This is a genomic window from Pseudomonas sp. (genome assembly GCF_048265905.1).
Lineage (GTDB): Bacteria > Pseudomonadota > Gammaproteobacteria > Pseudomonadales > Pseudomonadaceae > Aquipseudomonas.
Map to the genome: position 1 here is coordinate 85938 of NZ_JBLXAP010000011.1, position 15001 is coordinate 100938.

Annotated in this window: 5 protein-coding genes; 1 reads left to right on the forward strand and 4 read right to left on the reverse strand. The window is 50.6% G+C overall.

Features of this window, described 5'->3' with window-relative positions; genetic code table 11:
• Nucleotides 1-105: 105 nt before the first annotated feature.
• Genes ACN0UH_RS15070 through ACN0UH_RS15085 form a run of 4 tightly spaced genes read right to left on the reverse strand, consistent with a single transcriptional unit; the run spans nt 106 to nt 12705 of the window.
• Nucleotides 106-8577, reverse strand: a complete 8472-nt coding sequence (locus ACN0UH_RS15070) for a calcium-binding protein (protein WP_417662826.1) — start codon at nt 8575-8577, stop codon at nt 106-108.
• Between the two features lie 15 nt (nt 8578-8592).
• The gene (locus tag ACN0UH_RS15075) at nt 8593-9102 is read right to left on the reverse strand and encodes a hypothetical protein (protein WP_417662827.1); all 510 of its coding nucleotides are present in this window, start codon (nt 9100-9102) and stop codon (nt 8593-8595) included.
• A gap of 40 nt (nt 9103-9142) precedes the next feature.
• Entirely contained in the window at nt 9143-10558 is a 1416-nt protein-coding gene (locus tag ACN0UH_RS15080) for an HlyD family type I secretion periplasmic adaptor subunit (protein WP_417662828.1), read from the reverse strand.
• Nucleotides 10555-12705 carry a type I secretion system permease/ATPase gene (locus tag ACN0UH_RS15085; protein WP_417662829.1) on the reverse strand — a complete coding sequence of 717 codons (2151 nt, stop codon included), beginning with the start codon at nt 12703-12705 and terminating at the stop codon, nt 10555-10557. Before ACN0UH_RS15085 ends, ACN0UH_RS15080 begins: the two co-directional genes overlap by 4 nt.
• Before the next feature lie 568 nt (nt 12706-13273).
• Here ACN0UH_RS15085 and ACN0UH_RS15090 point away from each other — a divergent pair.
• Complete coding sequence (locus tag ACN0UH_RS15090; protein WP_417662830.1) at nt 13274-14863, forward strand: ABC-F family ATPase; 1590 nt, start codon at nt 13274-13276, stop codon at nt 14861-14863.
• Nucleotides 14864-15001 lie beyond the last annotated feature (138 nt).

The following is a 15001-nucleotide window of genomic DNA, read 5'->3' on the forward strand; positions in this document are numbered from 1 at the left end:
GCATCAGCCTGGCAGCATGTTTGTTTATATTTTCGGCTGTTGACCTAGGTCAACACATAAACAAACAGCCCGCCATCAAGGCGGGCTGTTTGATATCACTTTAACCTACTGCCAGTTTGCTGCGATGACCGCATTAAGCTGGTCACGCTGCACCTGACTTAGGTTGATTTCCCCACCAGCCGGTGCCCCAAAGGCCGCCATAGCACTAACAAGGTTATCGACTTGGTTGGCGTACAAAGTCGAGTCACCTGCTTGGACGGCATCCAAACGCTGAGCCGAACTTGCATACCAGTCCTGCACTGTAACGCTGTCTTCCGAGCCGACGACATCGATCACCAGACTATCGCCCTGACGCGATAACCACAGTTCATCACGAACGATACCTTCGATGCTAAGCATGTCGTTGTCTGCCGGATTGTTAGACAAGTTGTTGATGCTGTCTTGACCATCACCTGCAGCAAAATGGTAAGTGTCGTTACCATCACCGCCGAGCAGATAGTCATTACCCGTGCTACCACGTAGATCGTCGTTACCGGCACCACCATCAATCAGATCAGCATCGGATGAGCCAATGATGTTCTGATCAGCAGCCTGCCCCGCCAGAATGGTGCCGAAGGCACGCTCATCAGGTAGGTTCTGGTAGTCAGGCGAACCGTTGGTATCAGGGTTATTGAGACCAAACGCACCGAACAACTGCGCAGCAGTAAGTTGGCCCCCTGATGAGAAACTGATGACATCAACGACATGATCGCCACCCAAGAACCAGTTTTTCAGAGTTACCTGATCACTGCCACCACTGACCTTTAGGACAAGATCATTCCCGCTTTTCATCAGGCCGCTTGAGACTTGATTGAAGGCAATACCGTCAAAGTGCAGAGTGTCAAAACCTCCACCGATGTTATCGATTACGTCCTGACCGCCACCAACTGCGAACACATAGGTGTCATCGCCACGACCGCCAACCAGTGTGTCATTACCTATACCTCCGTTGAGGGTATCGCTGCCGTTGCCGCCTTCTAAACGATCATTACCGGCGGCGCCAGAAAGCTGGTCATTGCCATTGAATCCTTGCAGCAAATCATGCAGAGCCGCGCCATTTAATCCAGCATCATCGCCACTTGTACCCTGCGCAACATTGTCAAACGCAACTGGTGCTGCCGGCATAGCTAGACCAAATGCCCCGAAAATTTGAGCTGCCGTTAACTGCCCACCAGTTTCGAAGCTCATGGTTTCAACCAAGTTATCACCCCCTAAAAAGAAGTCTTTCAGGGTAATCTGGTTGGCGGTGCTGCCGTCGACTTTGAGGATGAGATCATTACCTGACTTGCCCAAGCCAGAAGCCACTTGATTGAAGGTAATACCATTAGCAAATTGCAGGGTATCGATGCCACCCAACTCTTCAAGAACGTCCTGTCCAGCAGTGTAAATATAGGTATCGTCCTCGACACCACCCAACAACCGGTCATTACCTGCTCCGCCTCTCAACGTGTCGTTTCCAGCACCACCAATCAACACATCATTAGCGAGTGTTCCGGTAAGCACATCATCACCACCAACGCCTGCGACGGGAGGCTGCTCGCCTCCACCTGGATTGGTGCCACCGTCACCCGGATCTTCACCATCTCCAGGATTACCGCCATCACCCGGATCACCAGGTAGCGCTGTCAGCAGGCCGGCAATCTGAGCGGTAGTGATATAGCTACCACCATCGGGCTGAATATAATCAATGGAGAAATCCCCGCCAAGAAAGTGATTAGTCACTTTTACCTGCTGCTCAAGATCGCCATCCACCAAAATCAGCAGATCATCACCATCGCGGTGGAAGCTAATCCGAGTGCGTGCGATACCTATAAAGAAGGCACCGTCGAAACCGCCGCCAGTGTTGTCAATAACATCAACGCCACCGTTGGCACGATAATAGTACTGATCATCACCTGTACCACCAGTTAGCTGGTCATCTCCGTCCTCACCATCGAGTACGTCGTTGCCAATGCCGCCAATTAGTATGTCGTTCCCCGAGCCGCTCTGCGAACCATTGCCGCCGGAGAGATAATCGTTACCTTCGCCACCTTCGATCTGGTCATCACCACTCATACCAAACAAAGTGTCATTACCGGCCAAGCCACGCAGTAAGTCACGCTCTTGCCCGCCAGCCAGCTGTTCACCTGCAGCAGTACCTTCTACAAGGGTATCGAAACCGCCAGGGACATTGCCGGCTGCAACGATCTGGGCAATACGTGTGGCATTGATCAAGAAGCCGCCATCCGGCTGAACATAGCTAATGGCCTTGTCACCACCCAAGAAGTGACCTAGTACACGCACTGACTGCTCTGCATCACCGTCCACTAGGATCAAAAGGTCATCTCCATCGCGAGTGAAGGTCAGACGCTCCTCGTCGATACCGCCACTGAAGAACACACCATCATTACCGCCACCGGTGTTATCAATAGTATCGTTGCCATCACCCAGCGCGTAGACGTACTTATCGTCGCCAGCGCCACCGAATAGTTGGTCATGGCCAACGCCGCCCATTAACTGGTCGTTTCCATCCCCACCATAGACTGTGTCGTCACCAGCTTCTCCGTCCAGATAGTCGTTACCGCCTTCACCGTGCATCACATCATCGCCTGCACGGCCCCACGTTTTATCGTCATCTGCACCAAGGCGTATGATTTCGTTGAGTTCGCGGTAACCGATAAAGCTATCCACACCACTTGTACCGTGCCAAATCACTTGCCCTTCAACATCTGACAGGCTCAGTTCACTGCCATCAGCGAACACAAAATGCTCTAGTTTGAAGTGATCGCTAGGTTCCTTGAACCAATTCTGAACAGTGATTGAGTCAGTCCCATTGGCATGCTCAATAATCATGTCCAAGCCACGACGGTTATAACTCAAGTCGCTGGCAGCAATGCCTTGTCCAAAGCTAAGCGTGTCAGCAGTCGGCTCAATATTGCTATAGGCCTCATTAGCGCGGCGTTCGATCAAAAGGTCATGGCCATCACCGAGGTTGAAAAGGTAGGTATCTTCACCGAACGAGCCGTAGACAGTATCGTTCCCAGTACCGCCCTCGATGACATTTTCACCCTGATCCCAAGCGTTACTGTAAGCCTCGATCAAATCATCACCGGCGCCGCCTTGCAGAGTGTCGAAGCCCTCTCCTTTGAGAATGTCGTTGCCATCGCCACCGATTAACAGGCCGCCGCCTTCCAAGTAATCGTTACCCGCGCCACCGTCAAGCAAGCCTCCACCGTAGAGATGATCCTCACCCGACTCACCGTAGAGCTCTCCTGCTCCGTTCAGAGTATCGTTACCATCCCCACCATATGATTGGCCACCCCAAGTTGCATTTAACTGATCATCGCCACCTTCACCATATAGAACGCTTCGTCCACGTCCACCATCTAGCGTGTCATTGCCGTCACCGCCATGAATAGTGTCATCACCCTCTTGGCCGTAAACAATATCGTCACCTGCACCGGCATGGATTAGATCATCATCGGAGTGTCCGAAAATCTCATCGGCAGCATCGGTGCCGGCCAACGCCATCTGTTTTATCTGAGCAATATCCCAAACGGTGCCATCAACGAAGAGCATTGACTCAATTGGTGTTTTGCCATGTACACCTGCTTGATAGGTGAACTGCCCTTCGATACGAATCTGCTCTCCAGTTGCAACTCGGCTAATTACCAAGTCGTACTCATCACGACGCAAGACAATATCGGCAGGAACTGAATCTATAAATTGAAGGCTGTCATTTCCACTTTCATCCTGAATAAGATCAATGCCGCTACCAGCTGCGAACTGATACAAGTCGTCACCCTTACCTCCCTGTAACTGATCATCACCAGCACCTCCAATCAGGGTGTCATTACCCTCACCGCCCAGAAGTAAATCTTCACCAGCGCCACCATCAAACAGGTCATTTCCAGCTAAACCGTTAAGATAATCAGCGCCGTCACCAGCAGAGATTGTGTTATCCAAATCATTAGCTTGGATATGATCATCCCCTGAGGAACCAACCAACGTTCTTGCATTGACGCCGTGCGGATCCAGCACTTCTACATTACCTAACGCATCCTTTAAGGTCAGACCACGGCGCGGTGTATTACCTTCGAAGTAACGCTCAAACGTTAAAACGTCTTCACTATTTGACAAAAAAGATGCGACTAGATCGGTGCCACTTCGCCGTAATATAAGCTGATCGAGGTTGTAACCTTCAATCTGAATAGTGGCTTGTTCTGGTAACACGCTTACTCGGTCTTGATCACTGCCTTGCCGGAAGATGTAGGTATTATATTCACCGCTAGAGTAACGATCATTCCCGGCTCCACCATCTAGCAGGTTTTCACCGGCACCACCGGACAACCAATCATCACCATTACCACCCAGCAAGGTATCGTTTCCAGCGCCTCCTGAAAGGTAATCGTTGCCGTCACCCCCAGACAAATGATCATTTCCTGCATTGCCGTAGAGCGAATCATCGCCGGCAAAACCTTCTAGAGCATCGTCTGTAGCATAGCCGTACAGGCTATCCGTTCCCTCTGTGCCAACCTGTACAAACTGCTTGACTGCCTCAACATTCCAAGCTGTACCGTCGGCAAAAACGATCCGATCAACCTGATAGCCATCTGTTGCGTCACTTTCAAAGTAATGCTCAACAGTCAGTGTGTCGTCACTGCCTTGGATACTAATAATAAGTTTGTTCTGCAAACGAGTCAGACGAATATCAGATGGGAAGATATCGGCAGCGAGTTGAATAACGTCCTCTGAACCAGCAGAACGATCAAAGTTATTGATCACATCTTGGCCGTCCCCACGACCAAACAAATAAGTATCCGAACCCTCTCCACCTGTCAGGTAGTCATTGCCAGTACCACTATCTAAGGTGTCATTGCCTTCGCCACCTTCCAGACGGTCATTACCCTCACCACCAATTAATTGATCATTCCCTTGGTTGCCCGTCAGAGAATCATTACCAGCACCACCATCAATCAAGTCATCCGTCGCATAGCCATATAAGGTGTCCGCTGCCTCAGATGGCTGCAAAACTTGCAACTTGATTTGCTCAATATCCCAGAAGCTGCCATCGGCAAATACAATACGATCAATTGTGTAGCCAATCGTCGCGTCCTTGACAAAGAAACTGTCTACAGAAACCGTATCACCTGTATCAACTATGGTTAACACCAGATCGTGGTTGCTGCTTCGACTCAAACGGATATCTGTTTGAGCGATACCTTCGCCTAATTGAAGAACGTCCATTCGACCTTCGGTAAGATCGTAATTGGAAATACGATCATGGCCGTCACCACGGCCAAAGCGATAGGTGTCAGAGCCTGCATTACCGTTCAGGTAATCATTGCCATTACCACCTTGTAGTACGTCGTTACCAGTACCACCGCTAAGCCTATCGTCACCAATTCCTCCAATAAGGGTATCGTCGCCATCCTGGCCGTCGATATTGTCATCCCCGATTCCACCGTCAATCACATCACCCGTGGCGTATCCAATAAATTGATCGGCGCCGTCAGTAGCTTGTAATATCTTCTGTTTGATAGTTCCCACATCCCATTGGGTACCGTCGGCAAAATCGATGCGATTGATCACATAGCTGCTCGCACCATCCTGATAAAAGAATGACTGCATGCGTATTGAATCTGCGTCATTATTCAGACGAATCAAGAGGTCATTACCTGAGCGCTGTAACATCACATCTTGAGGCGCCACACCTGTAGTAAACAGAATGCGGTCGAGCCTTCCTGTAGAAGTATCATCATTACTGACTACATCATGCCCTGCACCTAGACCAAACAGATATGTATCAGAACCTGCACCGCCGACAAGATAGTCATTACCCGCACCACCATCGAGAATATCGTCACCATCACCGCCATTCAGACGATCATCGCCTCCACCGCCACCCAGCGTGTCGTTTCCACCATTCCCGTAAATAGACTCACCGTGCTCTACGCCCTGAATAGCATCGGCGGCTTCATAACCATGGAGCTGGGTCAACCCTTCGCTTGGCTGTTGAACAATTTGCTTGATCTCATCAAGCGACCAAGTCTGTCCTCCAGCAAACTGAATCTGATCTATCTGATATCCACCAACCGCATCCTGATTGAAGAAATTACTTACTCGTAACGTATCGCTATGGTCCTTCAGTTTGATCAGCAGATCGCTACCATCGCGCGCGAGCTTTACGTCTTGCTTACCTAGCCCTTCTCCAAGGAGAACGATATCGAAGCGATCTGTAGAACGGTCATAATTGCTGATAGTGTCATTGCCAGAGCCGATACCAAATAAATAAGTATCTGAGCCGTCACCGCCGTTTAAATAGTCGTTTCCTGCACCGCCATCGAGGATGTCAAAGCCGTTTCCCCCGTATAGGCTATCCTTCTCCGCCCCTCCAAGTAAAATATCCGCACCGTCACCACCGTGCAGGTTGTCATCCCCTGCACCGCCATCTAGGTAGTCACTTCCTTTGTTACTTTGGAGGTTATCGTTGCCTTCTTTGCCAAAAACAAAATCCGAACTACTACCTGTAGAGAGCGTGTCTGCAGTTATACCACCTGAGACAATGCTACTTCCGCCTCCTAACTGCTGCTTGAATGTTTGCTGCTCAGACGCATCTAGTTGTGATACCCAAGAACCTAAAGTAGTTGTCCACTGGTCTAAAGGACCTTTGACTGCCTTGCTAAGCTCAAACAGATCCACACTTGCTTTGACCGGGTTATTCTGATGAGTCTGCTCAAGCAACAACGTGGCTCCACTGTAATCCAGCGCTATTCCGTCAGTTGATAGGTTCAAGCCAATTTCAGCAATATAAGGCTGTAAACGCGTTTGCAGCAGAAGCCCTTGGTACACCGACTCACGCAACACCTCATAGGCGCTGTTCAGAAACTGGGCTTGAGTCGCATTTACCCCCAGATGAGCCTCAGTGATGTAGTGATTGGTCGATCCTTGAGCGCTACCTCCGTTGAAGCTAGCGCTGCCGCCACGCATCGAGCCAGCGCCAATTAGTGCATCTATAATTGTTTTGCCGCTAGAGTCAGTTCGCTGAGTCGCACTGAAGCTGAAAAAGTTCTGGCTGTTGAACACTTCAAGAATTTTAATTTTCTCAAGTAACGATTTCTGCTCAAGCTGAGCAGTCGTCGGTACAGCGGCAACATCATTTTCTTGGTTTTTTTCCCAAGAATAGGAAAAAGCAAAGCTCCCCGCGTCACCATCCAACGCCGAAACACGCTGATCAAAGGTTTGGTAGCCGGAGCTTTCAGCCCACTCGGCAAGTACACGATCCAATAATCCCAACTGCTCCTCACGAGTCTGCGCTGAGGCGTAATCTGCAAGAACACCTTTAAGCTCAGGGTTAAGCATGCTGGCTTCGCGAAGGTCGCGCACTGCACCAGAACCTTGCATGTCTGGCAGAGCTTCTGCGACCGAATCCAGCGTTATGTCATCGGTAAACTCGCGATAGAAAGGGTTCGATGCCAAATCAAGGTTAGCGGCTTGGCTTAAGTTGCCATTAACTGAACTCTCGCGACCATCATCACGCACATAGGTGCCTACAGCGCTGATCAGGTTGCCATTTGAATTCTCATTAGTGCTGGTCGACTCAAGATTGATGGCGACAATGCTATGTTCGGCTAGACTTTTTAGTTCGCTGGCTTGCGATACACCATCCTGATTAAGGTCTTGCCAGACGCGTACATTATTAAATTCAGCATCCTGCGAATCGAATACACCGTCGGCATTGCTATCTAAATCACGCAGGGCATCGAAACCATCGGTGGCTTTCTGTCCATTGGACTTAACTGTATCAACACCGAAAAGCTCATTACCACTTTCAACAATGCCATTTGCATTACGATCCAGTACTAGGAACCCGTCATCTCTTTTGACCCAACCGGTACCGGTTTTCAGGCCATCGCCATTGAAGTCGAAGGTGATTCCGGAGTTGGCAGAGATAGTCTCGATACCATCCCCGTCTAGATCAAGTGAAAGAGGGTCGCGTCGCTGAATGAAATTTAGAGCATCAATCCATAAGTCACTAGTCGAAGGGGAAATCATAAGTAGTAGCCTACCTATAATCTCATGAAAAGTAGGCGGCAACATTTCACCAGACCCCGGCGACCAGTAATCAAGTTCACCATCCATTTGCGGCTCAGGTAGAGCGGCTTGACGTAAGGCATAATCAACTAATGAATTAGAATTTCTGTCAAGAGGTTGATAAGGGAGCTTAAGCTCATTCAACTTATCAATAGCATCCTTTATATCATTCCACTCAGTGGATAAGTCATCTCCGTCAACTATTGTTTCACTAGGATTATCACCATCAGGATCATAATCAGGAGAGTCAGGACCGTCTGTGCCATAATCTCCTTGTAATGGACCGAAAGGAGAGGTACTCGGATCTGCGCCATCCTCCGCACCTGGACCAATATTACCTGGACCGCCACGAGCATAAAATCTATCCCCATTACTATTCGTATAGATTATGTACTTGTGGTATCCAGGCGCACCAGTACCACTTAGCGCATGAGGTCCATAATACACCTTAATACTTTCAGCCATAAATAACTCCATTTATTAAATGCTAGTAAAATAATTTTTCCCTGAAACACTTACGATCTTTTCATTTACAACAACTAGTACAACTATTGCCTTAACCAGAACAATTGGATTGGGTCTCCACTCCAATCGAGCTACATACCTCTCACCCGTCGGAAAAACAGTTTTATTCCATTGACTTGAATCTGTTTTGTGAACAACAAAACCTTTCAACTCAAGATGTCTCACAACCTCTGAAATCGAAGCACCTACAGAAATATGATCTAGTAAAACATGAGAAAAATCCTTTTCATTTCGCCAAGCTGAATTTTTCACATCACTCAATAACGGGTCAGACTCATATATAAAACAAGAGTAATAGCCAACACCCAACACAAAAACCACAAAACCACAAAACCATTTATTTAAAATGTATTTTTTTATATTTAACAAAAAACACCTCACACAAAAAAGAATGCAAAAGAACCACAATAAAAACCCAACCACCACCTGCATTAGGTAAATAACAACAAGCAACCTTTCACTCATACGCCGCGTACAAAAGATACACCACAAATCATATAACCATTCACCTCTCCCCCAAACTCTCACTCGCATACTGCTTAAGCGGACTTAAGAAGTAATCAATCACCTTCCTCTTATCCGTCTTAACTTCTGCTCTTACTGCCATACCCGGCGATAACGCAATGTTGTTTGCCCCTACCTGAATACTGTTCTGCTTAAGTTGTATCCGCGCGCTGTACACCAAGCCCAAACGTTCATCCTCGATCGCATCGTTGGAAATGCTGACCACGGTGCCGTCGACTACGCCGTACTTGGTAAAGGAGAAGGTCTCAACTTTGATTTCTACGGTTTGACCAGGGCGGACAAAGCCAATGTCTTTATTTTCCAGCATGGCCTCGACCTCCACTGGCTGGTCACTGGGTACGATGACCATAAGCGGCTGGGCTTCGGTAACCACCCCACCGTTGGTGTGGATCGCCAGTTGCTGCACGGTGCCAGCCACCGGTGCGGTGAGGCGCATCAAGCTGTCGCGTTGTTGGGCTTTTTTCAGCTCCTGGCTCAGCGCGGCGCTACGCTGCTCAGACTCATGTTCTAGGTCGAGCATGGCGCGGCGGGTTTGAGCGATCACACTGTTCAGTTGGCTTTGCGCAGCCTTTTTAGCTGCGCTGAGTTCAAGTACCCGTGATTTCTGAATACTTAACTCACGCTCTTGATCAAGGCGTATCTGTTCTTTTTCCAAGTAAGCGTGTTTGGCAATAAAGTTCTTTTTGAGTAGCCGCTTGTAGTCCGCAGCGAGTTCTCGTGTGATCGGCAAACTTTGTTGCAGTGAAGCGACTGTGCTTTTAGCGGATTCAATCTCTGCACTACGTTGTTCAATGGCTGCAGCACTTTGCGCCAACGTGCTTTGTAGTTCCAGGTATTGACCCTGCACCCAACGTTGCGCGGCTTGCTGTTGCTCCAAACTGGCATGGGGAATAAGCTTTGCAAGTCCAGAGGGGGCCCGGTTGTGCTCAATGGCTTCAAGCAAGGACTGGGCACGAGCAGTGTCCACTTGAGCAGCGAGTAGATCACTGTTCAAGCGTTCGATATCAGCGCCGGTCATGCTGGTGTCCAGTTCAATCAATAGGTCCCCGGCTTTAACGTGCTGCCCGTCATACACGTAAATAGCTTTAACAACGGCTACTTCGCTGGGTTGGATGACTTTGCTTTTGCCGCTGGGAACGATCTTGCCGCTGGCGGTCGCGACCACATCGATTTCTCCAACGCAGGTCCACACAAGCGTCAGTACGGCAAAAGCCATGATGGTCCATTGGATATACCGGGGCGCGGGATGAACCGGCTGTTCCTGCAAAGCCAATGCAGCGGGCATAAACTGCACTTCATGGTTAAGCCGTGCCGGCGCGTCCATGGCTTTGCGATTTGTCCACGAGTGCCGCCATGCTTGTCGGTAGCGGTTAATTAAGTCGCGTTTGGCGCTCATGCCGCACCACCTTGTTGCATGCGGTGCAGGCGCGAGTAATGCCCCGCTTGATGAGTCAATAGTTCGCTGTGGCTGCCCTGCTCAACGATCTGCCCACGATCCATAACTAGGATACGGTTGGCATCGCGCACCGCAGACAAGCGGTGGGCAATGATGATTACCGTACGGCCTTTGCAAATGGTTTGCATATTCTGTTGGATGACGCGTTCGGACTCGTAATCCAAGGCACTGGTGGCCTCATCGAATATCAGAATGCGCGGATTACCAATCAACGCACGGGCGATGGCAATACGCTGACGCTGACCACCGGACAACGACGCACCGTGCTCACCAACAACTGTGTCGTAGCCTTCCGGCAACTCAAGAATGAATTCATGAGCACCTGCCATTTTGGCGGCTTGCATCACCGCTTCAATAGGTGTGCCCGGGTCAACAAGGGCAATGTTCTCGCGAATGCTGCGGGCGAACAGCATATTGTCCTGCAGCACCACACCAATCTGTCGGCGCAGCGAGGACACATCAGCCAGCGCTAGATCCATACCATCCACCAGCACGCGACCGCGTTCAGGCGTGTAAAGGCGCTGCAACAGCCTGGTCAGGGTACTTTTACCCGAGCCCGAACGCCCCACTACGCCGATAACTTCACCGGCATTGATGGTTAGGCTGATGCCGCGAAGCACTTCAGAGCCATCAGGGCGATAACGAAATTGCACTTGATCGAATTCAACATGCCCCCGCAGTGGCGGCAGAGCGCTGCGCGAATCCTGCGAAAGCTCAGTGCGCGTATTGAGGATATCGCCCAAGCGCTGTACGGAAACACCTGTCTGCTGGAAGTTGGTCCACAGCTGAGCCAAGCGCATGATTGGCTGTGAAACCCGACCGGCAAGCATGTTGAATGCGATTAACTGACCCACACTGAGATCGCCCTCAATAACCAAACGCGCGCCCATCCACAGCGTGGCAACGGTTACCAGTTTGCCGATAAAGCCGACACTTTCATTGGCGATAGTGGAAAGGGTTTGGGTCTTGAAGCTGGCCGCGACGTATCCCGCTAGCTGGTTGTCCCACTTGCGATTGATTTGCGGCTCAACCGCCATCGATTTAAGGGTGTCGATGCCGTTAACCGTTTCAACCAAAAATGCCTGGTTCTCGGCACCACGGGTGAAGCTTTCATTCAGACGAGCGCGCAATACCGGAGTGATCAACAGAGACACAATGAAATACAGCGGTAGCGACAAAATCACGATAAGCGTTAACCAGCCGCTGTACATAAACATCACGGCGATAAACACCACCGAAAAGAGAACATCCAACAGCAGGGTAATAGCGTTACCGGTTAGAAAGTTACGGATATTCTCCAGCTCACGAACGCGAGCCACTGAGTCCCCCACGCGGCGGGCCTGAAAGTAAGCCAACGGCAAAGTCACTAAATGCCGGAATAAACGCGAACCAAGCTCAACATCGATTCGACTGGCTGTATGGGCAAACACATAACTGCGCAGACCCGACAGCAGTGTTTCGAAGATCATGATGCCGAGTAGACCAATCGCGATCACATCTAGTGTAGACAGACCGCGATGCACTAAAACCTTGTCCATCACCACCTGAAAGAACAGTGGCGTCAGCAGCGCAAAAATCTGCAGAACAAATGACACCAGCAACACTTCACTCAACAGCTTGCGGTACTTGACGATAGCCGGGATAAACCAGCTGAAGTCAAAGCGCGCCAGATCACCAGCAAGCGAAGCTTCAGAGCGGATCAAGACCAATTCCCCGGTCCATCGAGCCTCAAGCTCATCAAAAGTAAGCACTTCTGGTCGTTGCGATTGAGGATCGTGGATCAGTGCTTTGCCATCATCCAGCCGGGCAATGATAAAGAAGCACCCATCATTGTCGGTGGCAATCGCTGGGAGCGGTGTATGACTCAGTCGAGAAAGAGAACTGCGGGCGGACTTGGCTTTGAGCCCAAGCTTCTTGGCTGCCAACAACATTTCGGCACGACCAAACATCCGACCATCTTCGGCGTATTCGTGAGTGAGTTGCTCAGGAGATGCAGCGACATTATGAAAGCGCGCAAGCATCACAAGGCAGGCAAGGCCAGTGTCGATTTGGGGAGCAGCACCCATTCCCGGGTGGTCGTCTGTCATTAGCAATCCTTGGCAAAGACACCGTTTGATAAACGGTTGTCAGAACCATCAAGCTAGCCAATTGCAAAACGCACGGCAACCAATCAACCGTACGGATGCAGACATTACAACCAGTTCTGCGGAACGGTTCTCACTTGCAACTAATACGTCGCTCGCGGAGATACGTTACTTGCTTCACCCAACGGCTATATTTCAGCTCGCACCTAATGGCTGTTGAGTAATAGAATTTACCGACCGAGCCTTGGGTTTCTCGCTCATCAGGCGCGATCAGGCCTAAAACAGACCTAGGTTTATAAACATCGTCTTTTCTAAAACCCCAAACGCCCAGAATCCCTTGTCGGCCACCGTACAACTGTAGTCTTACCTATGCGACAATAGGCACAATGTCTGGCATAACCCCCGCATTCACTTCCCAGCAGCTCAGCCATCCTGTGCAGACGCTGCTCTTTTAGTATGCACGCTGGATCGACTCAAGCTCCGATTGGAGCTAACTGGAAAAGCCAGGTTTTGGTATCAAATGGGTATCAGGCCAATCCAGACACTTCTAAGTTATTGATAGGTAAGCCCTTTGATCTCCACCGCTAACATCACCATGCAGTTCGGCGCCAAGCCACTGTTCGAGAACGTTTCCGTAAAATTCGGTAACGGCAACCGTTATGGCCTGATCGGTGCCAACGGCTGTGGTAAGTCGACCTTTATGAAGATCCTCGGTGACGATCTTGAGCCGTCAGGTGGCCAGGTGATGCTTGAGCCCAATGTGCGTCTGGGTAAGTTGCGTCAGGATCAATTTGCCTACGAAGAATTCAACGTGATCGATACCGTGATCATGGGCCACGCTGAGTTATGGCAGGTCAAGGCTGAGCGCGACCGCATTTACTCGCTGGCAGAGATGACCGAAGAAGACGGCATGGCTGTTGCCGAGCTGGAAACCGAGTTCGCTGAAATGGATGGCTACACTGCCGAATCCCGTGCCGGTGAATTACTTCTTGGCCTCGGCATCCCCCTCGCCCAGCACTTTGGCCCGATGAGCGAAGTCGCTCCAGGCTGGAAGCTGCGCGTATTGCTGGCCCAGGCGCTGTTCTCCGACCCGGACGTACTGCTGCTCGACGAGCCAACCAACCACCTGGATATCAATACCATCCGCTGGCTGGAAAATATTCTCACGGCGCGTAACAGCACCATGATCATCATTTCTCACGACCGTCACTTCCTCAACAGCGTGTGCACGCACATGGCTGACTTGGATTACGGCGAGTTGCGCCTGTTCCCGGGTAACTATGATGAGTACATGACGGCAGCCACTCAGTCGCGCGAGCAACTGCTCTCGGACAACGCCAAGAAGAAAGCTCAGATCAGCGAGCTGCAAAGCTTTGTCAGCCGCTTCTCGGCCAACGCCTCGAAAGCCAAGCAAGCCACTTCCCGCGCCAAGCAGATCGACAAGATCCAGCTGGCTGAAGTCAAACCATCAAGCCGTATCAGTCCGTTTATCCGCTTCGAGCAGACCAAAAAGCTGCATCGCCAAGCAGTGACTGTTGAACACATGGCCAAGGGCTTTGATGGCAAACCGCTGTTCAAGAACTTCAGCTTTACCGTTGAAGCCGGCGAGCGCGTAGCAATCATCGGCCCTAACGGTATCGGCAAGACCACTCTGCTGCGTACGTTGATGGGTGAACTGACTCCGGATGCAGGAACGGTCAAGTGGACTGAAAGCGCTGAGCTGGGCTACTACGCCCAGGATCATGCCCATGACTTTGAAAATGACCTCACCCTGTTTGAGTGGATGGGTCAGTGGACGCAAGGCGGCGAGCAACTGGTACGCGGCACGCTGGGCCGCATGCTGTTCTCCAACGATGACATCCTCAAGTCAGTCAAGGTGATCTCCGGTGGTGAACAAGGTCGCATGCTGTTCGGCAAGCTGATCCTCAACAAGCCTAACGTACTGATCATGGATGAACCGACCAACCACTTGGACATGGAATCCATCGAAGCCCTCAACCTGGCGCTGGAAAACTACCCGGGCACGCTGATTTTCGTCAGCCACGACCGTGAGTTCGTAGGCTCGCTGGCTACCCGTATCATCGAGCTGAGCGACAGTGGCGTGACCGACTTCAGCGGCACCTACGATGATTACCTGCGCAGCCAGGGCGTTATTGTTTAAACGCCACACCATTGACCGTATATGGCGGACAGAAAAGCGCTGTCCGCCCTACTTCGTCCGCGTAGGGTGTGACAACGCGAAGCTTGTCCACCAAAGAATCCACACGCAAATCCAATACATCACCGCACACGGCGGACA